Source organism: Lachnoclostridium sp. An118, from assembly GCF_002160985.1.
Taxonomy (GTDB): domain Bacteria; phylum Bacillota; class Clostridia; order Lachnospirales; family Lachnospiraceae; genus Claveliimonas; species Claveliimonas stercoravium.
In genome coordinates this window covers 49401-74353 of sequence record NZ_NFLQ01000002.1, presented here as the reverse complement: position 1 = coordinate 74353, position 24953 = coordinate 49401, and the positions used below count along the sequence as shown (strand labels likewise).

Annotated in this window: 23 protein-coding genes; 2 read left to right on the top strand and 21 right to left on the bottom strand. The window is 56.7% G+C overall.

Translation table 11 applies throughout. The features are described from left to right. Positions 1-12 precede the first annotated feature (12 nt). From B5E62_RS02060 to B5E62_RS02005, 12 genes are all read right to left on the bottom strand, one after another. Positions 13-633, bottom strand: a complete 621-nt coding sequence (locus B5E62_RS02060) for an MBL fold metallo-hydrolase (protein WP_087173101.1) — start codon at positions 631-633, stop codon at positions 13-15. Between the two features lie 36 nt (positions 634-669). After that, positions 670-2958, bottom strand: a complete 2289-nt coding sequence (locus B5E62_RS02055; RefSeq protein ID WP_242957696.1) for a RelA/SpoT family protein — start codon at positions 2956-2958, stop codon at positions 670-672. 118 nt (positions 2959-3076) lie between these two features. After that, complete coding sequence (locus B5E62_RS02050) at positions 3077-3601, bottom strand: adenine phosphoribosyltransferase (protein WP_087173099.1); 525 nt, start codon at positions 3599-3601, stop codon at positions 3077-3079. Positions 3602-3672: 71 nt separating this feature from the next. Beyond that, on the bottom strand, positions 3673-5448 hold the full coding sequence (gene recJ / locus B5E62_RS02045) for a single-stranded-DNA-specific exonuclease RecJ (RefSeq protein ID WP_087173098.1): 1776 nt from the start codon (positions 5446-5448) through the stop codon (positions 3673-3675). Between the two features lie 121 nt (positions 5449-5569). Next, complete coding sequence (gene secD / locus B5E62_RS02040; protein WP_087173097.1) at positions 5570-7747, bottom strand: protein translocase subunit SecD; 2178 nt, start codon at positions 7745-7747, stop codon at positions 5570-5572. 32 nt (positions 7748-7779) lie between these two features. Beyond that, positions 7780-9183 (bottom strand): thioether cross-link-forming SCIFF peptide maturase, encoded by a 1404-nt coding sequence (scfB, locus tag B5E62_RS02035; RefSeq protein ID WP_087173096.1) that lies wholly within the window; start codon positions 9181-9183, stop codon positions 7780-7782. Between the two features lie 97 nt (positions 9184-9280). Next, entirely contained in the window at positions 9281-9424 is a 144-nt protein-coding gene (gene scfA, locus B5E62_RS02030) for a six-cysteine ranthipeptide SCIFF (protein ID WP_033126632.1), read from the bottom strand. Between the two features lie 87 nt (positions 9425-9511). Further along, positions 9512-9886: a TIGR04086 family membrane protein gene (locus B5E62_RS02025; protein WP_087173095.1), complete on the bottom strand. Its 375-nt coding sequence runs from the start codon at positions 9884-9886 to the stop codon at positions 9512-9514. 82 nt (positions 9887-9968) lie between these two features. Further along, a complete protein-coding gene (spoVT, locus tag B5E62_RS02020; protein WP_087173094.1) occupies positions 9969-10517 on the bottom strand; it encodes a stage V sporulation protein T in 549 nt (182 codons plus the stop codon). A gap of 92 nt (positions 10518-10609) precedes the next feature. After that, positions 10610-11152, bottom strand: coding sequence for a hypothetical protein (locus tag B5E62_RS02015; RefSeq protein ID WP_087173093.1), 543 nt, complete (start codon positions 11150-11152; stop codon positions 10610-10612). Continuing rightward, the gene (locus tag B5E62_RS02010) at positions 11143-11835 is read right to left on the bottom strand and encodes a DnaJ domain-containing protein (RefSeq protein ID WP_087173092.1); all 693 of its coding nucleotides are present in this window, start codon (positions 11833-11835) and stop codon (positions 11143-11145) included. Before B5E62_RS02010 ends, B5E62_RS02015 begins: the two co-directional genes overlap by 10 nt. Next, complete coding sequence (locus tag B5E62_RS02005; RefSeq protein WP_087173091.1) at positions 11828-12670, bottom strand: DUF5685 family protein; 843 nt, start codon at positions 12668-12670, stop codon at positions 11828-11830. Before B5E62_RS02005 ends, B5E62_RS02010 begins: the two co-directional genes overlap by 8 nt. A gap of 171 nt (positions 12671-12841) precedes the next feature. Between B5E62_RS02005 and B5E62_RS02000 the strand changes: the two genes are divergently transcribed. Next, positions 12842-13285, top strand: a complete 444-nt coding sequence (locus B5E62_RS02000; protein WP_087173090.1) for a GatB/YqeY domain-containing protein — start codon at positions 12842-12844, stop codon at positions 13283-13285. 100 nt (positions 13286-13385) lie between these two features. On the opposite strand, the gene B5E62_RS01995 is transcribed toward B5E62_RS02000, so the two are convergent. From B5E62_RS01995 to pth, 4 genes are all read right to left on the bottom strand, one after another. After that, a complete protein-coding gene (locus B5E62_RS01995) occupies positions 13386-14615 on the bottom strand; it encodes an aspartate aminotransferase family protein (protein WP_087173089.1) in 1230 nt (409 codons plus the stop codon). 164 nt (positions 14616-14779) lie between these two features. Continuing rightward, a complete protein-coding gene (locus B5E62_RS01990) occupies positions 14780-15844 on the bottom strand; it encodes a peptidyl-prolyl cis-trans isomerase (protein ID WP_087173088.1) in 1065 nt (354 codons plus the stop codon). A 53-nt stretch (positions 15845-15897) separates the two neighbouring features. After that, positions 15898-19236 carry a transcription-repair coupling factor gene (gene mfd, locus B5E62_RS01985; RefSeq protein ID WP_087173087.1) on the bottom strand — a complete coding sequence of 1113 codons (3339 nt, stop codon included), beginning with the start codon at positions 19234-19236 and terminating at the stop codon, positions 15898-15900. A gap of 4 nt (positions 19237-19240) precedes the next feature. Further along, positions 19241-19825 (bottom strand): aminoacyl-tRNA hydrolase, encoded by a 585-nt coding sequence (pth, locus tag B5E62_RS01980; protein WP_087173086.1) that lies wholly within the window; start codon positions 19823-19825, stop codon positions 19241-19243. Between the two features lie 144 nt (positions 19826-19969). On the opposite strand from pth, the gene B5E62_RS01975 reads away from it, so the two are divergent. Continuing rightward, entirely contained in the window at positions 19970-20398 is a 429-nt protein-coding gene (locus B5E62_RS01975; protein ID WP_087173085.1) for an FMN-binding protein, read from the top strand. 46 nt (positions 20399-20444) lie between these two features. Here the strand turns inward: B5E62_RS01975 and B5E62_RS01970 are convergent, their stop codons facing one another. The 5 genes from B5E62_RS01970 to sigE all read right to left on the bottom strand — a co-directional run bounded on the left by B5E62_RS01970 (position 20445) and on the right by sigE (position 24952). After that, on the bottom strand, positions 20445-20708 hold the full coding sequence (locus B5E62_RS01970; RefSeq protein ID WP_087173084.1) for a glyoxalase: 264 nt from the start codon (positions 20706-20708) through the stop codon (positions 20445-20447). 89 nt (positions 20709-20797) lie between these two features. Continuing rightward, positions 20798-21457: an HAD family hydrolase gene (locus B5E62_RS01965; RefSeq protein WP_087173083.1), complete on the bottom strand. Its 660-nt coding sequence runs from the start codon at positions 21455-21457 to the stop codon at positions 20798-20800. 128 nt (positions 21458-21585) lie between these two features. Continuing rightward, a complete protein-coding gene (sigG, locus tag B5E62_RS01960) occupies positions 21586-22365 on the bottom strand; it encodes an RNA polymerase sporulation sigma factor SigG (RefSeq protein WP_087173253.1) in 780 nt (259 codons plus the stop codon). Between the two features lie 188 nt (positions 22366-22553). Then, positions 22554-24161 carry an MBL fold metallo-hydrolase RNA specificity domain-containing protein gene (locus B5E62_RS01955; RefSeq protein WP_087173082.1) on the bottom strand — a complete coding sequence of 536 codons (1608 nt, stop codon included), beginning with the start codon at positions 24159-24161 and terminating at the stop codon, positions 22554-22556. Positions 24162-24211: 50 nt separating this feature from the next. Then, a complete protein-coding gene (gene sigE / locus B5E62_RS01950) occupies positions 24212-24952 on the bottom strand; it encodes an RNA polymerase sporulation sigma factor SigE (RefSeq protein ID WP_087173081.1) in 741 nt (246 codons plus the stop codon). Between the last annotated feature and the right edge of the window lies 1 nt (position 24953).

Genomic DNA, 24953 nt, shown 5'->3' with positions numbered 1-24953 from the left:
CGCAAAATTGTGTTAAATGAACGGATTATTTTTCCTCTCGTGCCCGATGGTCGTCTCCCCCATATGTCCTGGATACACCTTCACATCGTCCGGGAGCTGCATGACCTTCTCCCGAAGGGAGCGAATGAGGTCTGAGGTGCTGCTGTTCGGGAAATCCGTGCGTCCCACTGAGTTCTGGAAAAGGGTGTCGCCGCTGAACAGCACGCCCTCACTCTCCACATAGTAGCAGACTCCGCCGGGCGTGTGCCCGGGCGTGTGGATGACCCGGAAGGAAAATCCCGCCAGCTCCAGCCTCTGTCCATCACGAATGAAATCCGCCCCGTCAAAGGTGTAGCCGCTCGTGTAGCTGATCGACAAGTTCAGGGCCGGGTCCAGAAGGGTCTCCTTGTCCCCCTCATGCACATACACCGGGACGGGGAATTCCTCCCGGAACCCATCTATCCCCATGATATGGTCAAAATGTCCGTGAGTCAGGAGGATGGCCTCCACCTGAAGCCCTTCACTTTTTATATGCCCCATCAGATAGGATGGGCAGGCCGCCGGGTCGATGACAACGGTCTGTTTTGTCTCCTCATTGATGGCAAGATAGCAGTTTGTGCTGATGATGCCTGTGACAAATTTTTCTATTTTCATATCGCGTCTTTACCTCTCAACCATTACAGCGTTTTTCTAGCCTGCGGCGCGCTCGATATCGATGATACCGTCCAGCTGCCGCAGTTTTTTGGACACATCAGCCAGCTCCTCCCTGCCGTGGACGATGAAGCCCGCCTCGATGGTGGCAGTCCCCTTCTTGCTGGTGCGCACGTTCAGGGACTTCACATCCAGCTTTGCCTCGGTAAATATCTTGGAAATCTCCATGAGGAGTCCCTGCCGGTCATAGGCGTACATCTTGATCTCCGCAAGATACTGGCCGCCCTCTTCCTCGGCCACCTCGCTCTCCCACTCCACGTCGATGAGGCGGGCCCGCTCCGCATCCGTCAGATGGAGCATATTGACGCAGTCCGTCCTGTGGATGGAGAGCCCTCTTCCCCTGGTGACAAAACCAACGATCTCATCTCCCGGCACTGGATTACAGCACCTGGAGAAGCGGACTGCCATGTCGTCAATGCCCTTCACCACGATGCCGCTCTTTGACTTGGCAATGTGCACCTTGTTCCTGGAGGCCTCGGCCACCTTCTCCAGCACCACCTCGTCAGTGAGCTCCTGCTTGTGCTCCTTGCTGTACTCCTCCATGAGCCGGTTCACCACCTGGCCCTCCTTCAGGCCCCCGTGGCCGATGGCTGCCAGAACGGAATCCCAGTCCCGGAAGCCGTACTTCTTCTGGACAACTTCCTGGTACTTGGGCTTCACGATATTGGCCAGGTTGATAGACTTCGTCTTGCAGTAGCTGGCAATAAGCTCCTTGCCCCGGACGATATTGTCCTCCTTGAACTCCTTCTTAAACCACTGGTTGATCTTGTTCTTGGCCTGGGTGCTCTTGACAATGTTCAGCCAGTCCCTGCTGGGGCCCCTGGAATTCTGGGAGGTGAGTATCTCTATCCTGTCACCGTTCTGTATCTTATAGTCGATATTCACCAGCTTGCCATTGACCCTGGCCCCCACCATCTTATTTCCCACCGCACTGTGGATGGCGTAGGCAAAGTCCACCGGCGTAGAGCCGTTTGGCAGGCTCTTCACATCTCCGCCCGGCGTAAAACAGTAGACATCCTCCGCAAAGAGATCCAGGTCGCCCTTGAGCATGCTGAGGAATTCCCTGTTGTCCGACATGTCTCTCTGCCACTCCAGGATCTGGCGCAGCCAGTTCAGCTTCTCCTCCTCCTGGGCCTTCACATTCTTCTTCCCGTCATTGGACTCCTTGTACTTCCAGTGGGCGGCGATACCGTACTCAGCCGTCTTGTGCATCTCCTGGGTACGGATCTGTATCTCAAAGGGCTGCCCTACGGAGCTCATGAGGGTGGTGTGGAGGGACTGGTACATGTTGGCCTTCGGCATAGCGATGTAGTCCTTGAACCTGCCGGGGATGGGTGTGTACATCTCGTGGATCACTCCCAGGGCCGCATAGCAGTCCTTCACAGAATCCACAATGATGCGCACCGCAAAGAGGTCGTAGATCTGGTCCACGGTCTTATCCTGGTTCACCATCTTCTTATATATACTGAAGAAATGCTTCACCCGTCCGTTCACCTCGGCACGGATGCCCGCATTTTTGATGTGCCGGGAGACCTCCTCCACGATCTGCTGGACAAACTCCTCCCTCTCCGTCTTCCTGGCGTTTATCTGGTCCACCAGGTCATAGAATACATCCGGCTGGGAGTACTTGAGCGCCAGGTCATCCAGCTCCGTCTTTATCTTGGAGATACCGAGCCGCTGGGCAATGGGCGCATAGATGTCCATGGTCTCCCTTGCCTTCTCCTTCTGCTTCTCCGGGCGCATGAACTGGAGGGTCCGCATATTGTGCAGCCGGTCCGCGAGCTTGATGATGATGACACGGATGTCCTTTGCCATGGCCAGGAACATCTTGCGCAGATTTTCTGCCTGCACCTCCAGCTTATCCGAGGAGTAGGACAGCTGTCCCAGCTTGGTGACGCCATCCACCAGGAGGGCCACCTCCTCGCCGAACTCCTGCCGGATCTGCTCGTCCGTCACGGCAGTATCCTCCACCACGTCGTGGAGCATCCCCGCCACAATGGTCTCCTTATCCATCTCCAGGTCCGCCAGGATAATGGCCACCCAGAGGGGATGTATGATATAGGGCTCACCGGATTTCCTGCACTGTCCGTTATGAGCTTCCTTTGCCAGATCAAACGCCTTCTCTATCATGGAGACATCCGTGGAAGGATGATATTTGCGGATGCGGGCGATAAGCATCTGGTAGAGCTGCTCCGGGTCCTGGTAATCCTCCGGGGATTTCACCGCGTGCCCGTCCACGATCTCAAGCCCAAGCATCTGATTTTCCATGATAGATTCGGGCGCAATACGGTTTTTATTGTCCGATTCATAGGTCATAACTGCCATATCAGTTCCCTCCTCCTTTTCCAGGTTATTCCCCGCTCTGTCTGCCTGTTCCTGCAGCCTGTCAGTTTCCGGGGTAGGTGATCACAGCGTCCAGGTCATAGTCCTTCAGCCTCTCCCGGCCCTTGAGGCCGGCAAGCTCCATGAGGAAAATGATCCTTACGACTTCGCCGCCCATCCCCTCGATCAGCTTGATGATAGCCTCCGTGGTCCCTCCGGTGGCGATCAGGTCGTCGATGATGACTACCTTCTGCCCGGGCTTTATAGAGTCCTTGTGCATCTCAAGGGAGGCAGTCCCGTACTCCAGCTCGTACTCGATGGATACGGTCTCCCGGGGAAGCTTGCCCTTCTTTCGCACCGGCACAAAAGGCTTCCGCAGATTGTAGGCAATGGGCACCCCGAAAATAAATCCCCTGGACTCAGGCCCTGCCACCACGTCAAACTCTATCCCCCCCAGCTTCTCCTGCATCAGGTCAATGGCTAAATGCAGACCCTCCGCATCCTGGAGTACGCTGGTCACATCTCTGAAAACGACCCCCTGCTCGGGAAAATCCGGTATACTGACCACGTATTCTTCTATTGGCTTCATCTAAACTGCCTCCTTCAGACCAACTGTCGATAAAATGTCATTCTTTAGTATATCATCTATTTTCTGCTTTTTCAAACAATTTGATAGTGAGTCATGACAATCTGCATGGTTTTTCGCCCCATATACTCGTTCACTCCCGGGTAATAGGTCACAGAAAGGCGGATCCGGCGGTATCCCCCCTCAAAAAAGCCTTCTCTCACGGCCCGGCCGTACTTTGCCTCCACCTCCTCGAGGAATTCCCCGGCGTCCCCGAAATACACGGCATCCATGTCCGTGCCGCCCCCGTCCCGGAGCCGGAATCTCAGCATGTTTCTGTTTTTTCCGATGAGGCGGCAGGAGACAACGGAGACATTTTTCTCTGCGAACACAGGCTTCGTATTTCCCTTTCCAAAGGGCTCCAAAAGCTTTAGCTCCTCCAGCAGCTCCTCCGTCACGCAGGAGAAGGGCATCTGCATGTCAATGGACACCTTCTCCGTCATGTCCGTCTCAGTCAGCGTGCAGACCGCATTGATATCCTGACGGAACTTCTCGATGTTCTTCTTCTCCAGGGTGAGACCTGCGGCCAGCCTGTGGCCTCCGAACCTCACGAACAGGTCCCGGCACTTGTTCAGCTCCTCGTACATGTGGTAGGCCTCGATGGACCGGCCGGAGCCCTTGGCCAGCCCCTCCTCACCGCTGTCCGTGATGACAAAGGCCGGCCGGCAGTACCGCTCCCGCACCCTGCCCGCCACAATGCCGGCCAGGCTCTCGTGGCAGCCCGGAAGATAGAGGACCAACACCCGCTGGCGGCCGGAGGCTGTGTTCTCCACCTGCTCCACAGCCTCCCGCACCGCCTCCTCCGTCATCTCCTTGCGGCTGTCGTTCAGGGCCTTCAGGTCCCCGGCCAGCAGGTCCGCCTCCTTCTTTGACTCTGCCGCCAGCAGCGAGAGGGCCCTCTTGGCTGTATCCAGCCTGCCGCTGGCATTGAGGCAGGGGCCCAGGACAAAGCCGATGTGATAGGTTCCTACGGACTTCCGGTCAATGCCCGTGCACTCCATGAGCGCGCGCAGCCCCGGATTTGTCGTGGACTGGAGCATCTCCAGCCCCTGCCGGACAAAGATCCGGTTCTCCCCTGTCAGGTCCATCACATCCCCCACCGTGGCAAATGCCACCTCCTCCATGAGATAGTCGATGTCCGAGGAGTCCCTGCCCATGGACTCGTAGAGGGCCTCCATCAGCTTGTAAGCTACAGCAGCGCCGCACAGTCCCTTGAAAGGGTAGGGGCAGTCCGCCCGCTTCGGGTCCACCACCGCATCCGCCGGAGGAAGGCGATACCGCTTCCCCCCATCCACCTCGTCAAAAGGGACCTCATGGTGGTCTGTCACCACCACGGTCATCCCCAGCTCTCTTGCAAAAGCAATCTCCTCCGCGGCCGCAATGCCATTGTCGCAGGTCACGATGGTGTCTGTCCCCGCCTCAAAGGCCCGGTCGATGAGATGTCTGTTCAGGCCGTACCCGTCTGCGATCCGATCCGGGATATCCGTGTCCACCACAGCCCCCAGACCCTTCAGCCCCTCCAGCAGGATATAGGTAGCGCAGACACCGTCAATGTCATAGTCCCCGATGACCCGGATGCCGGCCCCCTCCCGCACCTTCTCCATCAGGATCTCCACGGCCCGGTCCATATCCCGCATCAGCATGCCGTCCTCCAGGTCAGCGATAGTGCCGTAGAGGTAGCTCTCGATATTTTTATCCCCTGTGATATCCCTGTTGCGGATCAGACAGGCAAGCCGGGGACTGATGTGGAACCTCTCCCCTATCCCCGCAAAGTCCGCTCCTTTCCTCAGCAAAACCCAGCGTTCCTTCATACTTCTTCTCTCCTTCGCTCGCTTTCCGCCTCCCCCTGCGGCCGTCAGACAGCCTCCGGGGAGAAGGGTTCAAAAAGGGGCGTGCAGTCGCCCGCACACCCCTTACTGTATCTTCTCTTACCTATTTTTTCTTCTTTCCGGATCTCTCCGCCTCTTTCTTCTTTCCTCCGAGCTTTGTCCTCATGACATACCAGAGGGAACCCGTGATACATACGGAAGAGTAAGCGCCGCACACAACCCCCACCATCAGCGGCAGGGCGAATTCCCGGATGGAGCTCACACCCATGACGAAGAGCACCGCAATGGTGATAAAGGTCGTCAGGGACGTGTAGATACTTCTCGTCAGGGTCTGTGTGATACTCTTGTTTACGATGTATACCAGGTCCTCGTTCTTCGGCGCCAGCTTCAGCTCCTCACGGATACGGTCAAAGATAACGATAGTGGCGTTGATGGAGTAACCGAAGATGGTCAGGATACACGCGATAAATGTATTTCCCACGGAAATCCTCGCCACGGCGTAGAACAGGGCCACGATCAGCACATCGTGGAGCAGAGCCAGGACCGCGCTTGTGGCAAAGCGGATGTCCTTGAACCGGAACCAGATGTAGAGGAGCATGAGCACCGTGGCGATGACTACAGCCACGATGGCGTCGGACCTCATCTCACTGCTGACCGTGGAGCTGATGTTCTCAAATGTGATCAGCGAGTCGTCCACCTGGAAGTTGTCCACCATGGCCTGGTTGAGGGCCTCGCGGGTGTCAAGGTCCAGGGTGGAGGTCTTGAAGATGATCTGGCTGCTTCCCTCCACCTTCTGAGCCTGTACATTGTGGTCTCCTGTGGCTTCCTCCACCACGGGGATGATCTGGGCGTCAATCTCATCGATGGTGTAGTCCTCATTGAAGGTCACATTGGTAGAGGTTCCGCCCTGGAATTCCAGGCTGTAGTTCATAGCTCCGTTCCCTCTCGCCGCATTGTAGCCGGCAACGCCAAAGCCTGCCACGATAAGGAGCAGGGAGATGGCAAAGAAGATCGACTTCCTTCCCACAAAGTTGATGGGTTCTCTCGCCTTTCTCGGCCGGTAGTACAGCTTCTCGCTGCGGATGCCCACTGCGTAGAAGGCGTACACGATCATGCGGGTGATGACAAGGGCTGTGAACATGGACACGAGGATACCGATGGCCAGTGTCTGGGCAAAGCCCTTGACGCTCCCGCTCCCTCTGAACCAGAGCACAGCCGCCGCGATCAGAGTGGTCACATTGCCGTCCACAATGGCGGACATAGCCTTGTGGAAGCCTGCCTTCAGAGAGTTCCGCACGCTCTTGCCCTTTGTCATCTCCTCCTTCACGCGGGCGAAGATGATGACATTTGCATCCACCGCCATTCCGATACCCAGGATGATACCTGCGATACCCGGCAGAGTCAGGGTGACGTTAAAGGCATTCAGTATCACCAGAACGATGCCCGTGTAGATCAGCAGGGCCAGACTGGATGCAAGACCCGGGAGCAGATACACAAAGCACATGAACACGAACACCAGGGCCAGTCCCACAGCTCCCGCCCGGACGCTGGTGGTGACTGCCTGCTCCCCAAGCTGCGCTCCCACCACATTGGAGCGCAGCTCCTCCAGCTGCAGCTGCAGGCCGCCGATGCGGATGGTGGAGGCCAGGTTTTCCGCTTCCTCGTATGTAAAGTTTCCGGTGATATAAGCCTGTCCGCCGGTGATGGCCTCGTTGACCACCGGGCTGCTGATGGTCTCGCCGTCATAGATGATGGAAATCTGGTTTCCCACGTTGGCCTCTGTGGCCTCTGCGAACTTCTGGGCTCCCTCGTCCGTCAGGTCCAGCTCCACCGTGTACTCTGTGTTTCCCATGTCATCCTGTCCGGATCTGGCAGAGGCGGTGGCCACGTCAGAGCCTGTCAGGACCGTCTCACCGTCAGATGTCTGGAACTCCAGGTTTCCCGGCTGTCCCAGCTCCTCCAGGATGGCGTTGGCGTCTGTCACGCCGGGGATCTCGATGCTGATGCGGTCGTCCCCCTCCTGGTACACAGTGGCCTCCGTGCTGTACTGCTCCACACGGCGCTGGAGCTTGTAGATGGTGTCGCTCATCTGCTCATCCGTGGGATTTTCATCCTTTACCTGGTAAGTGATACTGACACCGCCGGCCAGGTCCAGGCCCAGCTTGATATTTCTGGAAGCTCCTGTGCCTGTAGGGCCAAAGCCTGCGATACAGGTATAGGCGAGAAGTATGATCAGTACGGCTGTCAGTATCAGGCTCAGTATGCCTTTTTTCTTGTTCATGATCTGTATCCTCTTTTCTTTATTATTACGTCTTATGCCTCGTCGGACGCATCCGCCAGGGCCGCCTTCATCATGATGGCGCACTCCACTCTCTTGCGCTGCATCTCACATCCGATGTCGTAGGCCTCGTGGATGGTGCCGTGGAAATTGTAGGCGTTGGCCATGCATCCGCCGCTGCAGTAGAATTTGGCAAAGCAGCTCCTGCACTTCTCCTTTGAGTACACGCTGCATCCCCGGAACTCGTCCGCGATCTCCGGGTGCGTGATGCCCTCGTCCACGTTCCCCATGAGGAACTCCTCCCGGCCGACAAACTGATGACAGGGATAGAGGTCCCCCCAGGGCGTCACGGCCAGGTACTCCGTTCCGGAGCCGCAGCCAGACAGCCGCTTGGACACGCAGGGTCCTCCCTCCAGGTCGATCATAAAGTGGAAGAAATTAAAGCCCTCCCCCTCTCTTTCCCTCTCGATCATGAGCTTTGCCAGGCGGTCGTACTCCTCGCATATCTTCGGGATATCCTCCTCCCGGATGGCATAGGGGTCGGACTCGTCTCCCACTACCGGCTCAATGGACATCTGCTTGAAGCCAAGGTCCGCAAAGTGCAGCACATCGTTGGAGAAATCCAGATTGTTCCTTGTGAAGGTTCCCCGGACATAGTACCGCTCCTGGTTCCTGCTGTCCGCCAGCTTCTGGAACTTGGGGACAATGAGGTCATAGCTGCCTTTGCCATTCCGGAAGGGACGCATGGCGTCGTTCACCTCTCTGCGCCCGTCCAGGCTGAGGACCACATTGTCCATCTCCTGGTTGATGAATTCCTGTATCTCGTCATTTAAGAGCACTCCGTTGGTGGTCACGGTAAAGCGGAAGTGCTTGTCGTGCAGCTTCTCCTGCTGCCGGCCGTAGGCCACCAGGTCTTTGACCACCTGCCAGTTCATGAGCGGCTCACCGCCGAAGAAATCCACCTCCAGGTTCCTCCTGTTTCCGGAGGAGGCGATGAGGAAATCCAGGGCCTTCTTTCCCACCTCATAGCTCATGAGGGCCCGCCGTCCGTGGTACTCCCCCTCCTCCGCAAAGCAGTATTTGCACGCCAGGTTGCAGTCGTGGGCAATGTGGAGGCACAGTGCCTTGACCACGGTCTTCCTCTGCTTCACCTGGTCGATCATGGGCTCAAAAACGTCTCTGGTAAAGAGCCTTCCCTCCCGGGTCAGCTCCTTAATGTCCTCCCAGGCCTCCCGGATCTGACCGGACTCATATCTGTCTCCGAGTGCGGCCTGGAGTTTCTCCAGCGTCTCCGGCTTTTCCAGGGCGGCCAGATCCGGCTCCTCCCCAGCCGCCAGCTGGGCGATGGCAGCGTAGCAGAGCTCATCCACCACGTGGACGGCGCCGCTGTTCACATCCAGGACAATGCTGTATCCATTATTCTGGTACTGATGTATCACTTCAGATACCCCTTTCTGTCTTTATTTTTCCTATACCACAAGAAACAGCGGCCGAAAGCCGCTGCCCCCTTCATAGATACTTTTTACTTCTAACCGACTATTTCTTCTGCTCGCAGGTCTGGTTTCCAACTGTGCAGGAAGTCTTGCAAGCTGACTGGCAGGATGTCTGACATTCTCCGCAGCCGCCTTTTTTCATTGTATTTGTCAATGTCTGTGTATTTAATGTCTTTACATGTTTCATCTTGTACACCCTCCTTCGCATCTTTGACTTCTGATATTATAGCACAAGGCTCTCTGTTTTGGAAGCATTTTTTCGTCTTTTGTGCGGTCAGGAGATCATGCCGCCGACCATGCCGCCCCCCGCGCACAGGACAAAGGTAGTGGCCATGTGGATGCCGCTGCCATCCAGGGTCCGGTACACGCCCAGGGTGATGAGGATGAGGAGCACAAAATACAATATCCCCGTCGCAAGCCCCCAGAGAAACCTTCTCGACCTTGCCATCTTTCCCGCCGCAAGACCGCCGATCAGGGTTGCGGCAATGTAGACAGCCACGATCCCCGCTGACACCGCCTGCTCGTCAAGCTGCAGCCTGTACAGAAGGAGCGCCAGCAGAAGGAGGAGAGCCCCCGTCACCACATAGGACAGCAGCAGCGCCTTGAGGACCCAGAGTATCTTTGTTTCTTTTCCGGCTTTTTTATCCATATTCTCTTTCTCCTTGTCCAGTTATTTCCTATCTAATGGATATGAAATGCCCGGACCGATTATGAGTCCCATACGGATTTTTCTACTGCTCCATCTGTCTGCCGAGAAACCCGGCCGCGCAGGAGGCGAGCTTCAGCTCTGTCTCCCCCAGCTTCCGCTTCTCATCCTTCCCCAGGATCATGACCCCTCCTATCACATCTCCCTCGCACAGGATAGGGCAGATGACCTGCTGGGTACAGCCGTCATCCTCCTCCCCGGTGACCCGGATGAACCTTTTCTCTCCCTCTGAGGCCAGGATGTCCTTTCTCTCCTCCAGTGCCTTCTCCAGGGGCCGGGCGATATATTTCTCCTGGAAATCCTTTTTACCGCTGCCCGCCGCGGCCACGATCTGGTCCATATCGCAGATACACACCAGGCACCCTGCCGTCTGGGACAGGCTGTCCGCATACTGCCTGGCAAAGGCGGACAGCTCGCCAATGGGAGAATACTTCTTCAGGATGATCTCCCCCTCCCGGTCCGTGAATATCTCCAGCGGGTCCCCCTCCCTTATCCGGAGCGTCCTGCGTATTTCCTTTGGGATCACCACCCTCCCCAGGTCGTCGATCCTTCTTACAATCCCGGTTGCCTTCATATAAAAATTTCCTCCATCTTACATTCTATCCATTTATCCTTCTTGCTGTAGATAATGGTAGTATCTGTAAAGACAGAGGAATTTATACACATTCACTCTCCCAGCCGGAGCAGCCTGCCCCGCATCCTGCTCCAGATGTGGGCCTGGGTATATTCGTAGGCGTTGTCGTAGATCCACAGTCCAGCCTGCCCCGCCGCGAGGACACCCACAAGGACCGCCGGCGACAGCGACCTGGAAAAGAGGAGCTCCTGAAAGAGCAGCACCGCAGGGATGTACATGACATTGAAGACCAGGTACTTGGCTCCCCAGAACAGCCCTCTTCCGCGCAACCTGCCAGGGTTCTTCGCCAAAAGGCGCCACACCCCCTCGATGACCAGGATGTAGAGCCCCATCGCCCCAAAGGTGATCACATAAAATTTATTGGGGGCCAGGATAAAGCCCAGAAGGACGGCCGCCAGATAGAAGGCCAGCCCCATCTTCATTCCCGACTCCCGGATGACGATCCCCACAAAGAAGGAGGACGCCGCCAGGAAGAACAGGGTCCCTGTCTCAAAGATGCTTCCCAGCGCCATAAAAAGAATACAGAGGGCGAGGGCGAGTCCGCCGAACGCCATCAGCCTTGACTTTACATGCATGCGCAAAGATCTCCTCCCATACATTCACAGAGCTGGTCCGCGATACACAGGTCACAGCACATATTTCCCGTGCCGCAGCTTCCGCCTGAACCGTAATAGCCTCCCCCGTAAGGGTTGTTCTGATACCGGCGGCTGTTAAATTCAATCTGATTGAGCAGCTGCCTGTACTGTACATTGTTCGGTTCCATGTTCACAGCCGTGGCTGCCTGGTCCCTGGCAAGCACATTGTTTCCCAGGCCCGCGTTCGCGAAAGCGCTGGCGTAGTACCACATGGAGGTGCGGTTCTGCATCCGATTCAGCACATTCAGGGCGTCCTGATAGCGCCTGCTGTTGATAAAGTTGATGGCCGCCTGCATCTCCACATCCTGCTGGCTGTCCCCGGACTGCTGCCCGTAAGCCTGCCTGTAGCCCTGGTAGCCGTAGCCCCCGTATCCGCCGCCCGCGGAGGACCTGCTGCCGCCCTGGGAGCCGCCGTAGGAGCTGCCGCCCTGAGAGCGCTGCCGCATGATCTCATCGTAGGCCTCCTGGATTTCCTTGAATTTTTCCTCAGCCAGGTCTGCCAGCGGATTGTCTACATTGGCATCCGGATGATACTTCCGGCTCAGCTCTCTGTATGCTTTCTTCACTTCATCATCCGACGCGTTCTGGGAGACGCCCAGCACGTCATAAGGATTTTTACTCATTTTCCTTTTTGTCCTCCTGTTTTTTCTTCTGTATGAGCCGGTAGCGGTTCCACACTCCATCATACAGAATATTTTTCAAAATGTCTATATCCGCGAGACAGGGCAGCTTTTCAAACTCCGCACTGCACTCGCCCATCATCATACACAGGATATCTCCCACTCTCTGCTCGTAATCCTCTCTCTTATACATCTCACGCAAGGGATTGTAGCAGCATTTTTTCAGGTCCTCCTCCAGGTCATCGTAGGCATCCATGATGTAGATGAACTTGCCCATAAAAAAACCGATCCGGCGCAGAGTGGGCTCCCAGACGTCTTTTTTGTATATGAAAAGCTCCTCCATGAGCCGGCCGAAGCATCCGGCCGTCCTGTCTATGTCTGTGCTCTCCTCTTTTTCAAGGCGGGACAGCTCTCCCAGGGCCGCCTCGAACACTCTGGCCTGACGCCGGTACCTTTCCGCGATCCTCTCCGCCTTCTTCTTCAGCAGTCCCCCCGCCGCCAGGCTGGACACCTTCCTCTCGTCCGCCCAGTCATCCTTCAGATGATACCAGGCAAGGAGCAGGTTCATATCCGCCGCGTAGGAGGTCAGTGAATTCCTCAGCATCCTCTGCCGCTTTGCCGGATGGACCCTGCACCGGTGCCTCTCCTCCTCTGTCCGGAGCTCGTAGAGGGAGGTGAGCAGCAGGATGAGAAAGGTCATATCATAGGTGAGGGTCATCTGGCCCGCCAGGCCGTACCTCTCCTTCAGCTCCTGGCACAGGCCGCAGTAGCAGGCCTTGTACTTCTCAAAATCTTTGATCTTCAGTTCCGGTTTGCAAATAGTGATATATCCGAACATGCTCCTCCCCCGGCGCGCGCCCTCTGCACGCATCTGAATGCTATTTTACCAGATTTGGCGGTATCCTGCATTATTTTATTTTTATATTTCACAAAAAGTTTATAACATCCTTTTCATTTTCTCTCCTCTCCGCTATAATAATAGGAAGATAGCAAGAGGAGGAATGAACACATGAGCAAGATCGATGAAGTGAGAAGCGCCATGGTCCAGGCCATGAAGGCCGGGGACAAGCAGACAAAGGAGACTTTATCCATGCTCCTTGCGGCGCTGAAGAACAAAGCCATAGACAAGAGGGCCGACCTCACCGAGGAGGAGGAGACACAGGTTGTCTTAAAGGAGATCAAACAGACTAAGGAGACGCTGGAGATGACTCCGCCGGACCGCACAGAGATCATCGAGGAGTGCAATCACCGTCTGGCTGTTCTGGAGCAGTACGCGCCTCAGATGATGGACGAGGCACAGATCCAGGAGGTCATCCAGGCTACTCTGGCCGAGCTGGGCATCGACGCCCCCACGGCAAAGGACAAGGGCCGCATCATGAAGACCCTGATGCCAAAGGTGAAAGGGAAAGCGGACGGAAAGCTGGTCAGCGACCTGGTGGGAAAACTGTTTTAGGGATATGCCGCGTCCATTTTGACCGGACAGGACAAAAAGAGCTCCCGGAGCTGTGTCTCCGGAGCTCTTTTTTGTCTCCTGAAAATCTGTCCCCTGCGGGCTAGGCCGCCTGCACTGCAGTCGCCGCCTCCAAGACAGCGCCCCGCATCCTCTCCACAAGCAGGTCCACATCCTTCTTTGTGGCGATCAGGGGCGGGATCATACGGTTGATGCTGTCGCCGATGGCTGTGATCAGCGCATGTCTTTTGAATGTGCCCCACTTCACCTCCATGGCGATAGGGATGTCGTACTCAACTCCCACCAGCAGGCCGCGGCCTCTCACCTCTTTGACGTGGGGCAGGGTGGCAAGCTGTTCCATCAGATAACCGCCCACCTCTTTCGCGTTCTCAGACAGGTTCTTGTCGAGGATCTCAGAGATGGATGCCAGGGCGGAAGCACAGGCGATGGGACTGCCACCGTAGGTGGAACCGTGGGTCCCGCTTCCCAGGGCCTCAGCCACCTCTCTCCTGGCACAGCAGGCTCCGATGGGCATCCCGCCCCCCATAGCCTTTGCCATGGAGACGGCGTCCGGCTTCACACCGTATCCCATGTAGGCCATGGGGGCTCCTGTCCTTCCCCATCCTGTCTGGACCTCATCCAGGAGGAGCAGCAGCTGGTTATCGTCACAGAGCTTCCTCAGCCCCTCCATGAACTCCTGGGTGGCCGGGTGCACGCCGCCCTCGCCCTGTACAGGCTCTATCATGATGGCGATCGTATTTTCTGTGATCTTGGAGGCAAAATCTTCCAGATCGTTGAACCTGGCATAGACAAATCCGGGAACCATGGACCCGAATCCTTCCTGGATGGCTGTCTCCGGCTGGCCTGTGGCGGCCATGGAGCCAAATGTCCTTCCGTGGAATCCATGCTCCGCTGTGATGATCTGATACTTCTTTGGGCCATAATGGTCGGTTCCATACTTTCTGGCCATCTTTATCATACACTCATTGGCCTCCGTCCCGGAGTTCTGGTAAAAAATCTTGTCCATGCCGATGGTATCACATATTTTTTTTGCCAGGAGCGCCTGGGGGATCGTGTAGGGATAATTGAAGGTGTGGATGATATCATCCGCCTGCTCCCTGATGGCAGCCACCACTCTCTCGTTCCTGTTGCCCGGGCTGTTCACCGCCACGCCGCCGTAGAAATCGAGATAGGCCTCCCCCTTCTCATCATACAGGTACATTCCCTCCGCCCTCTCGGCCACAAAGTCAAATCTGGGGTATGTCTCCACCATGTACTTCCTCACCATAGCCTTCAGTTCCTTTGCCGTAAATCCGGTATCCTTCAATTTCATACATAACGCCTTCCTTTCTATGATGCAGATGCAAAAAAGGTGCCACACATTTTCATGTGTGACACCTTTGCCTTAACAATTACAAATTGTAAGCACAGGAAAGTCATCTGTCAAGTGAGTCTCTTGTATTTTTTTCAATACAATCCGCCAGGTCCTGCCGTTCCCTACTCTCCCGTGTCCTCCACCTGGTCGTCGGTCTGGACCTCATCCGTGTAGGGTTCTGCCTCCTCCTGCTTCATGGTGACAGTGAGGGTGGTGAAGTCGATCTTGTCCCACACTCTCTCGTGGACCTCGATGTCCGCATCCTCCCGCCATCCGTCGAGAGTCTCATTCAGAAGGTCCTGCTGCCTCTCAGAGATGATCTCCTGCTTCCTGGCATCCGTGGCCTCCCGGTCCAGAAGGCTGGTGACTCTGGCCACGTAGTAACCGTTGTCTCCCTCCACAAGGCCGGTGGTCCCGCCCTCATCCAGGGCGTCCGCCGCCTCCACAAGCTGGGCAGGAAGCGTGGATGTCTCCCCGTCAAAGGTAGCATCCTGGGAGGTCTGCCCCTGCTCTGTGGCGTAGGCCGCAAAGTCAGCAGCACCCGCAGCGCCTGCGGCAAAGCTCTCCGCTGTCGCCCGCAGCGCTTCCTTCTCCTCGTCCGTCAGGTCCACAGAATTCCCCTCCTCATCCGTGGTGGAAAAGGGAAATACCACATACTGCATGCTCTTCTGGGCTGCCTCTTCATCGGAAACCTCCGTGTCGGCCCCCGCCTCTATGGCGTCCTGCACCTTCTTCTGGATTGTCAGGAGCTCAAGGATCCGCTCCACGGTATCAGTAGTCCCGGAAACCTTCTCCTTCTCCGCCAGGCCGTTGGACTCGTCAAACTGGCTGGCGGCCTCCTTGATGGAATTCTTCTCCTCATCGCTCAGAGAGACCTCATACTCGTCCATGTGCTCTTCCATGAGGTACATGTTCTCCAGGGATTCAAGGATGGAGTCCTTGACCGTATCCTGGTAGGTCTCTCCTTCTTCCCCCTCGCCGGACCACATGTCGTCCCCCATGTACCCCGCATAGTAGGTCTCGTACTGGGCCTGCGTGTATCTGGCATAGAAATTCGCCACACCCGCTGTAATGTCTGTATCATTCACAGTTGCCACTACGTCGCTGTCCTCCAGGCTCCCGCACCCGGTCAGCGATCCCGCCGCCAGAAGGCCGGCCAGCAGCAAAACGACTGCTCTCTTTTTCATGATAGCTTTTATCCTCCTTTAAAGTGCCTATTCCCCATTATAGCTTTTTTTGTCTATTCAAGCAATCCCTCCAGAGAAATTAACACTTTTTTCACCACTTCCAGGGCGTCCTCCTCCTTCGCCTTCCGGCTGCCGCCCTTTTTCTCATACACAAAGCTGGGCGGCTCCTCTGCCCGGAAGGCCAGGTCTCCCCTGTAGGAGGAGAGCATATCCGGTATTTTCAAAGGATTGACCTTTGCCCTCTCGTACATAGTGAACACATACTGGCTTCCCTTCTGCTCCACGGCCGTCACGTAGGCCCTGCGAGCCCGGGCCTTGAGCCCCGCGATGTGGAGCAGCTGCTGGACCTTGCGGGGGATGTCCCCGAACCGGTCGATCAGCTCCTCCAGCATATCCTCCATCTCCTCCTCGTTCTCGATGGCCGCGATCCGCTTGTACACGTCCAGCTTCTGGTACTCGTTGGGAATGTAGGTGTCCGGGATATAGGCGTCCACATCAAGGTCGATGGTAGTGGTGAAGGTCTCCTCTTCCTCCGTCTCTCCCTTGAGGTGCTTCACCGCCTCGTTCAGCATCTTGCAGTAGAGGTCGTATCCCACCGCCTCCATGTGACCGTGCTGCTCCGCCCCCAGAAGATTCCCGGCCCCCCGGATCTCCAGGTCCCGCATGGCGATCCGGAACCCGGAGCCAAGGTCCGTGAACTCCCGGATGGCGGAGAGCCGCTTTTCCGCCACCTCCTTGAGGAGCTTATCCTTCCGGTAGAGGAGGAAGGCGTAGGCCATCCGGCTGGACCTGCCCACCCGGCCCCTCAGCTGGTAGAGCTGGGAGAGCCCCAGCCGGTCCGCGTCGTGGATGATCATAGTGTTGACATTGGGGATGTCCAGCCCGGTCTCAATGATGGTGGTGGACACAAGAACGTCTATCTCCCGGTTGATGAAGGCGTACATGATCTTCTCCAGCTCGTGCTCCCGCATCTGGCCGTGGGCGAAGGCCACGGTCACATCCGGCACCAGTCTCTGGATCCTGGCTGTCAGCTCGGCAATGTCCTCCACCCGGTTATAGACATAGTACACCTGCCCCTGGCGGGCGCACTCTCTCTCAATAGCCTCCCGCACCATCTCATCATTGTACTCCATGACATAGGTCTGGATGGGCATCCTCTCCTCCGGCGCCTCCTCCAGGACACTCATGTCCCGGATGCCGATGAGACTCATATGGAGGGTTCTGGGGATAGGGGTGGCCGTCAGGGTCAGCACATCCACATTTTCCTTCAGCTTCTTGATCTTCTCCTTGTGCTGCACGCCGAAACGCTGCTCCTCGTCAATGATCAGAAGCCCCAGATCCTTGTACTTCAGGTCGTCGCTGAGAACCCGGTGGGTACCGATGATAATGTCCACAAGCCCCCTCTTTGTGTCCTCGATGGTCTTCTTTTGCTGAGCCGGTGTGCGGAACCGGCACATCAGATCCACCCGCACCGGAAACTCCTTCATCCGCTGGACAAAGGTGTTGTAGTGCTGCTGGGCCAGGATAGTGGTGGGGACGAGATAGACCACCTGCTTGTTCTCCTGGACAGCCTTGAAGGCCGCCCGGATAGCAATCTCCGTCTTTCCATATCCCACATCTCCGCAGATGAGGCGGTCCATGATCTTATGGCTCTCCATGTCCTGCTTCACAGCCTCGATGGCCGTGAGCTGATCCTCCGTCTCCTCAAAGGGGAACATCTCCTCAAATTCCTTCTGCCAGACTGTGTCCGGCCCATATACGAAGCCGTCCTGCTCCTGTCTGGCCGCGTAGAGCGCCACCAGATCTTTGGCGATCTCCCGGACCGCTCCCCGCACCCTCGTCCTGGTCTTTGTCCACTCCTGGGTCCCCAGCCGGTTCAGCCGGGGCTTCTTCGCATCCGCGTTAGCGTACTTCTGTATCAGGTCGAGCTGGGTGGCGGGGATGTAGAGGTTGCCACCCTGGGCGTAGGAAATCTTCATGTAGTCCTTGGCCACCTTGTCCACCTCGATCTTCTCGATCCCCTGGTAGATGCCGATACCGTGATTTTCATGGACCACATAGTCCCCCACCTTCAGCTCGGAGAAGCTCTGTATCTTCCTCCCCTCGTAGGTGCGGCGCTTCTTTTTCTTCTTTACCTTTCCGAAAATATCCGTCTCCGAGATGACCTCAAACTTCAGCAGGGGATACTCGTATCCCTCCGCTACGTGGCCGTAGGCGGTCATGATCTGCCCCGGCTCCACCTCCCGGTCCATCTCATCGCTGTAAAAGCTGCTCAGGTTATAATCCCGAAGGTCCTCCGCCAGCCGCTTCGCCCTGGTCCTGGACCCGGACAGGAGGACCACGCGGTAGCCCTCTCTCTTCAGCCGCTTCAGGTCCCTTGTGAGCATCTCGAAGCTGTTGTTGTAGGGATTGACGCTCTTTGTCTCCAGGCTGTATTTCCCCCGTATCTTAAGATCCGGGCACCTGGCCTCCAGGGCGCAAAGCCCCACGCAGGAGTATCGGTTCATCTTCTTTGCGATATCCCGGGCATGGTAGAGGAGCATCTCCTCGTCGCTGACCTGGTATCCGCTCTCCATCCGCCTGGCCTGGGCCTCCACGAACTCGCTCTCCACCGCCTCCCCCTTCTCCAGGAGGCGCACCGGCTCGTCCAGATAGAGGATCGTGTCCTCCGCGGAAAAATAGTCCAGGAAGGAGACCCTCTCCCCCTCTTTTTCCGCCTCCTCACAGGGATACACAAGGACCTGCTCCAGGTTCTCCACAGACCGCTGGCTCTCCACGTCAAAGGTGCGCACCGAGTCCACCTCGTCTCCCCACAGCTCGATCCTCACGGGCAGCTCCTCCGTGATAGGAAAGATGTCCAGTATGCCTCCCCGCACCGCGAACTGTCCCGGCCCCTCCACCTGGGACTCCCTGTCGTACCCGGCCTGTGCCAGGCGCCGCTGCACCTGCTGGAAATCGATGGCCGCCCCGTTCTCAATGGATATGGCCTGCCCCCTCACAGTCCGGGGGACAGGCAGGGCATCCATGAGGGCGTCAAAGCTCAGCACCACCGTGACCTTCTCCTGCTCCAGCACAGCCTGGATGACAGACATCCGCTGGCTCATCAGCTCCTTGCTGCGGATATCTGCCTGATAAAATAGAAAATCCTTGGCCGGGTAGAACCAGACATCACTGTCAAGGAAGCGGTACTCCTCGTACACCTGCTTTGCCTTGGACTCGCTGGCGCAGACGATAACACGTCTTTTTGACCCGCCGGAGAGGGCGTAGACAAGATGGGTCTTCTGGGAGCGGACACAGCCTGACAGCTGCAGGACACCCTTTCCCTTTTTCTGCTCTTTTTTTATCTCCTCGAATTCCGCAAGCTCCTCAAGCGGCATTGTCAGCGCTTTCATATCTCTACTGCTCCTTTGGTCTCACCTTGCGGTTGTACTCGTTCATGGCCTCGTCCACACGGTCTGTCACCATGTACTTCACCGCCTCCGCGGCGTGGCGGTAGCCCTCCGCCATCCGCTCTCTCTCCTCCCCGGAAAAATGTCCCAGGACATAGTCCGCCAGATCGTACTGTCTTGGCTTCTGGCCCACACCCACCTTGACCCGGGGAAACACCTCCGTGCCCAGGTGGGCGATGATGCTCTTGATCCCGTTGTGGCCGCCGGCGCTGCCTTTTTTTCGTATCCTTATCTGACCGGGGTCCAGGCTCACGTCGTCGTAAATGACAATGAGCTCCGACTCCTCGTCAGCCTTATAGTAATCCACCAGTCCCCGGATGCTCTCCCCGCTCAGGTTCATGTAGGTCTGAGGCTTGGCCAGGATGACCTTCCGCCCCTCTATGATGCCCTTGCCGATGAGAGCTCTGTTTTTCCGGTAATCTACGGAGATATTATATTCCCGGGCCAGCACGTCTATGACATCAAACCCGGCGTTATGTCTCGTCCCCTCGTAGGGCTGTCCCGGGTTTCCAAGTCCTGCTATGATATACATCGTCTTTCACCCTTCCTTTCACACTCTCTCCATTCTACAGGAAGAAGGCCGGTTTGTCACGCAAAAGCCGGGAATATTTTCCCGTTCCCCGGCATACATTATAGAGAATAAAAATACCGCCATAATGGTACAGGAGGCCTTTTTATGAGTTCCAGAACAAAAATCGTCGTGCTCCACATGAAAGAGATCATCTACACTGTCATTTTCGCCGTACTGGCCGTCCTTCTCATCCTGCTGCTGGTCTTCATGTTCTCCCCAAAGGACGGGAAGGAAGACAGCTCATCGGGCCAGTACAAAGCCGGCGTCTACACCTCCTCCCTTACCTTGAACAATACAGACCTGGAAGTGGAAGTCTCAGTGGACGACACAGGTATCAGCTCCATCCGCTTCACCAACATGGATGAGGCGGCCGCTGCCATGCTCCCCCTGGCCCAGCCGGCCATGGAGGACATCGCGGAGCAGATCTGCCAGACACAGTCTCTTGACAACCTGGAGTTTTCCTCCGACTCAGCCTACACCTCCCAGGTCATCGTGGACGCCATCGAAGAGGCGCTGAAAAAAGCGGAAAAATAGGAAGATACAAGCAGCGGAGCCGCCCACACCGGGCGGCTCCGTTTTCCTATCCTTCCACGATCAGGTATTTGCCGCTTGGCAGGGCAAAGACCTCTGATGCTTCTTCCAGCTCCTCGAGGGACATGCCTTCCACGTCCACGCCCTCCTCCTGGAAATAGCTTGCCACATCCTGGATGCTGTCCACCACGACGGCCATGCAGTCCTCCAGGAAAGCCTCCGCCTCCTCTAAGGTCCCGGCCACCGGCTCGTCAAACAGCTGTCCCTGTCTGTCAAGAAACACCTGCAGACATTCTTCATCATACTCATACATGCTTTTTTCTCCTCCCTTCTTTCTTTTTCATTCTATGTCCCGTATGCTCTCATTGTCCTTTTCTTCTTTATCCATACCGCGGCTCCGCTTTATCCGCGGCCTCGCAGGAAATCCACCAGCTCCCCGGGATGGTCGATGAGCACGCCGGCTCCCGCCTCCTCAAGGACCTGCCTGCTCCGAAAGCCCCACGTGGCGGCAAGCCCGGTCACACCGGCTGCCTTCGCAGTAGCCACGTCCACCTCCGAGTCGCCCACGTAGACGCACTCCTCCTTTTTGATACCCATCTTGTCCAGCAGGTACAAGACCCCGGCCGGGTCAGGCTTTCTCGGCAGCTCCTCGCTCTGCCCCTGCACAAAGTCGAAGACTCCGTCCCCGAATATCTGTCTCACCACATCCACCGCCTGCCCGTGGGGCTTGTTGGACAGCACCGCCAGGCGCATGCCCATGGACCTCAGATCTGCCAGCATCTCCATGACCCCATCGTAGGGTGTTACATGATATGTACAGTTGTCATGGAATATTCTGCCGTAAATCTCCATCCCCTCATCCAGACGGCTCAGGCTCCTGTCCCCGCAGGCCTCCAGCGTCCTCTCTATCAGCTTCCTGGCACCGTCTCCCACAAACCTTCTGCACTGGTCCATGGTAATGGAGGGAAGCTCCATCTCCTTCAGCGTAAGATTTACAGAATAAGTCAGTGACTCCAATGTATTCGTCAATGTTCCGTCCAAATCAAATATACAGCCTCTCATGATACACGGCACTCCTTTTCCTTTTCTTCTCCCCTATCATAGTATGAAGCGGCTGAAATTTCAACGGGTATTTGCATATCCTGCTGTTTTTCGCCGCTCCTTCTTCCCCGCCCTGCTCCTGTGCTCCGTCAGCCATTCAGGTACTGACGCATGACCTTCAGTGCATGCTTCTCCAGACGGCTCACCTGCGCCTGGGAGATCTGTATCTCCTCGGCCACCTCCATCTGGGTCTTCCCCTCAAAGAAGCGCAGCCTTATGATGTACTGCTCCCTGCTGCTCAGGTGGTCCATGGCAGCCTCCAGGGACAGGTCCTCGATCCACTTTTCCTCCCGGTTCTTCTTGTCACTGATCTGGTCCATCACATAGAGAGCGTCCCCGCCGTCGCTGTAGACCGGCTCCTGCAGGCTCACAGGGGCCTGTATGGCGTCCAGCGCGAAAACGATATCCTCCCCTGAGATCCCTATCTCCCTGGCGATCTCCTGGACCGTCGGCTCCTTCAAGTGCTGCTTCATGTAGCTCTCCCTGGCATAGATCGCCTTGTAGGCCGTGTCACGCAGAGAGCGGCTCACCCGGATGGAATTGTTGTCCCGCATATAGCGCCGGATCTCACCGATGATCATGGGGACCGCATAGGTAGAGAATTTCACATCCAGGTCTGTATTAAAATTGTTGACCGCCTTGATGAGTCCGATACAGCCGATCTGGAACAGGTCGTCCGGGTTTTCACTGCTGGCCGAGAAGCGTTTTATGACGCTCAGCACCAGGCGCAGGTTCCCTTTGATGTACCGGTCCTTCGCCTCCTCGTCCCCCTCCTTTATGCGGACCAGCAGCTCCTCCTTTTCCTCTTCTGTAAGGAGCGGGAGCTTTGACGTGTTCACCCCGCAGATTTCAACCTTCCCCTGTGCCATCATCTTTAAACCTCCTTGCTTTCCGTCATCATCTGATCTCGTACAGTATTGATTTTTCTCAATCCGGCCCGGGCTTATACCGGCGCAGGGGAAAATAAAAAAAGTTTTAGCCCTTGACAAAGGGCCAAAACTTCACATCACTTTTTTCACTTTTTTCTTCCCTTTTGGCGGACAGCCTTTTTAGCGGATCATCTGTCCCACTTGTCCGCCAGGTTCTGGATCTGGGTCTCAAATCTTGCCAGGTCCTTGTTGGAGAGGCCCTCGTTTTTCATGACCACCTCCATGAGATGTCTGGCAGCGGCCACCACACGCTCAAAGGCCGCTCTCGCCTTCGCCCTGGCCGGCTTCTCGGGCGCTTTCCTGGGGATTCGCTGCCCCTCTGTCAGAATCTGTCCCGTGGCCAGGTCGATACAGCCGCCTGAAAAGGGTGCAAACGCAGGGCAGCCCGTCTTCTCCTCCACGGTCCGGGCAAAGCTCTCCGTCACGGTATCCTCCCCGTGGACCACGATGACCCGGTCCGGCTTTCTCTCAAAGCCCTCCAGCCAGGCCAGCAGGCCGTTCATGTCCGCATGGCCGCTGATACCCCTGATGGACTCTATCCTGGCGTTGACTGAGATCGTCTCTCCAAAAAGCTTCACCACCTGGGCTCCCTCCAGCAGCTTCCTGCCCAGGGTGCCCACAGCCTGGTAGCCCACAAAGCAGATGGTGCACTCGCTGCGCCACAGATTGTGCTTCAGGTGGTGGCGTATCCGCCCCGCCTCGCACATGCCCGAGGCGGAGATGATGACCTTGGGCCGTTCGTCCAGGTTGATCTGCTTGGACTCCTCTGTGGTGATGCTTGTCTTCAGTCCCGGGAAGACAAGCGGATTGATGCCCCGCTCCACAAGAGCCATGGCCTCCTCGTCAAAGCAGGACCTGACGTTCTTGTTGAAGACAGTGGTCGCCTCTATGGCAAGGGGACTGTCCACATAGACCTCAAAGGAGGGATACTCGGGCAGAAGGTTTTTCTCCTTGATCTCCCGGATAAAATAGAGCAGCTCCTGGGTCCTGCCCACAGCAAAGGAGGGAATGACCACATTGCCGCCTCTGTCAAAGGTCTCCCGCAGGATGCGGGTAAACTCTCCCACATAGTCCGGTATCTCATCCCCGTGGAGCCTGTCGCCGTAGGTGGACTCAATGACCACGTAGTCCGCCTCCCTCACAGGCTGGGGGTCCCGGATGATGGGCTGGTTGGTATTTCCCACATCACCTGAGAACACCACCTTCTTTGTCACGTCCCCCTCCGTCACCCACACCTCGATGCTGGCAGAGCCAAGGAGATGGCCCATGTCGCCAAACCGGACCCTGATGCCCGGGCACAGGTCGATAGTCTGCCCATAATCGCAGGGGGCAAAGAGCTGGATGGCCGCGTCCGCGTCCGCCATGGTGTATACCGGCTCGTACAGCTCTCCTCCGCTGCGCCGTGCCTTCCGGTTCCTCCACTGGGCCTCAAACTCCTGGATGTGGGCACTGTCCCGCAGCATGATGCTGCACAGGTCCGAGGTGGCGAAGGTGGTGACTACCTCCCCCGCAAAGCCCTGCTTGCACAGGAGAGGGATATTTCCCGAGTGGTCGATGTGAGCGTGGGTCAGAAGCACATAGTCGATCTCCCCCGCCGTCACCGGCAGCTGCTGGTTCTCATACAGGTCCGGTCCCTGCTCCATCCCGCAGTCGATGAGGACCCGCCTCCCGCAGGCCTCCAGAAGATGGCAGCTTCCTGTCACCTCGTGGGCCGCGCCGATAAAAGTAAGCTTCATATACCTCAACCCCTTTTTGTTTTTATTGTATCATTTTACCCGGGCTGTGGCTATGAATATTTTACCATTTCCCTCTTCAGCCTCTGCATGATCTTCTTCTCCAGGCGGGAGATGTAGGACTGGGAGATGCCCAGCACGTCCGCCACCTCCTTCTGGGTCTTCTCCTCCCCTCCGGGCACCCCAAGACCAAACCGGAGGCGCACAATAGTCTGCTCCCTGCTGGTGAGCCTCTCCAGCGCCTTCCCCAGCACCTTCCGCTCCGCCTCCTGCTCCAGGTCCCGGTAGATGGTGTCCTCCTCCGTGCCCAGGATGTCCGACAGGAGCAGCTCGTTGCCATCCCAGTCCACGTTGAGGGGCTCGTCGATGGACACCTCCATCCTGGTCTTGTTGTTCCTGCGCAGATACATGAGTATCTCGTTTTCAATGCACCGGGAGGCGTAGGTTGCCAGCTTGATCTTCTTCTTCGGGTCGTAGGTATTGATGGCCTTGATGAGGCCGATAGTCCCAATGGAGATGAGGTCCTCCACACCCACCCCCGTATTGTCAAACTTCTTGGCTATGTACACCACAAGACGGAGATTGTGCTCGATGAGCAGCTTCCTGGCCGCCTTGTCCTCCCCGGTCCCCAGCATCCCTATGGCCCTGGCCTCCTCCCCAGCCTCCAGCGGCGCCGGGAGGATGTCCGAGCCGCCGATATAGTGCACGTCTCCCCTCTCCGGGAAAAAAAGTGTCCTGAAATTCGGTATCACCTTGAGTTTAAACTGATCCGGCACTGCAACTTTTATCATCATG

Coding starts and splice junctions, on each gene's coding strand:
- sigE (WP_087173081.1), bottom strand. CDS start 24,952: ATGATGATAAAAGTTGCAGTGCCGGATCAGTTTAAACTCAAGGTGATA.
- B5E62_RS01955 (WP_087173082.1), bottom strand. CDS start 24,161: ATGAAGCTTACTTTTATCGGCGCGGCCCACGAGGTGACAGGAAGCTGC.
- sigG (WP_087173253.1), bottom strand. CDS start 22,365: ATGGCACAGGGGAAGGTTGAAATCTGCGGGGTGAACACGTCAAAGCTC.
- B5E62_RS01995 (WP_087173089.1), bottom strand. CDS start 14,615: ATGAAATTGAAGGATACCGGATTTACGGCAAAGGAACTGAAGGCTATG.
- B5E62_RS02015 (WP_087173093.1), bottom strand. CDS start 11,152: ATGCATGTAAAGTCAAGGCTGATGGCGTTCGGCGGACTCGCCCTCGCC.
- B5E62_RS01990 (WP_087173088.1), bottom strand. CDS start 15,844: ATGAAAAAGAGAGCAGTCGTTTTGCTGCTGGCCGGCCTTCTGGCGGCG.
- recJ (WP_087173098.1), bottom strand. CDS start 5,448: ATGAAGGAACGCTGGGTTTTGCTGAGGAAAGGAGCGGACTTTGCGGGG.
- B5E62_RS02055 (WP_242957696.1), bottom strand. CDS start 2,958: ATGGAAAATCAGATGCTTGGGCTTGAGATCGTGGACGGGCACGCGGTG.
- B5E62_RS02005 (WP_087173091.1), bottom strand. CDS start 12,670: ATGTTCGGATATATCACTATTTGCAAACCGGAACTGAAGATCAAAGAT.
- B5E62_RS02010 (WP_087173092.1), bottom strand. CDS start 11,835: ATGAGTAAAAATCCTTATGACGTGCTGGGCGTCTCCCAGAACGCGTCG.
- secD (WP_087173097.1), bottom strand. CDS start 7,747: ATGAACAAGAAAAAAGGCATACTGAGCCTGATACTGACAGCCGTACTG.
- spoVT (WP_087173094.1), bottom strand. CDS start 10,517: ATGAAGGCAACCGGGATTGTAAGAAGGATCGACGACCTGGGGAGGGTG.
- B5E62_RS01970 (WP_087173084.1), bottom strand. CDS start 20,708: ATGTATGAGTATGATGAAGAATGTCTGCAGGTGTTTCTTGACAGACAG.
- scfA (WP_033126632.1), bottom strand. CDS start 9,424: ATGAAACATGTAAAGACATTAAATACACAGACATTGACAAATACAATG.
- mfd (WP_087173087.1), bottom strand. CDS start 19,236: ATGAAAGCGCTGACAATGCCGCTTGAGGAGCTTGCGGAATTCGAGGAG.
- B5E62_RS01965 (WP_087173083.1), bottom strand. CDS start 21,457: ATGAGAGGCTGTATATTTGATTTGGACGGAACATTGACGAATACATTG.
- B5E62_RS01975 (WP_087173085.1), top strand. CDS start 19,970: ATGAGTTCCAGAACAAAAATCGTCGTGCTCCACATGAAAGAGATCATC.
- pth (WP_087173086.1), bottom strand. CDS start 19,825: ATGTATATCATAGCAGGACTTGGAAACCCGGGACAGCCCTACGAGGGG.
- B5E62_RS02000 (WP_087173090.1), top strand. CDS start 12,842: ATGAGCAAGATCGATGAAGTGAGAAGCGCCATGGTCCAGGCCATGAAG.
- B5E62_RS02060 (WP_087173101.1), bottom strand. CDS start 633: ATGAAAATAGAAAAATTTGTCACAGGCATCATCAGCACAAACTGCTAT.
- B5E62_RS02050 (WP_087173099.1), bottom strand. CDS start 3,601: ATGAAGCCAATAGAAGAATACGTGGTCAGTATACCGGATTTTCCCGAG.
- B5E62_RS02025 (WP_087173095.1), bottom strand. CDS start 9,886: ATGGATAAAAAAGCCGGAAAAGAAACAAAGATACTCTGGGTCCTCAAG.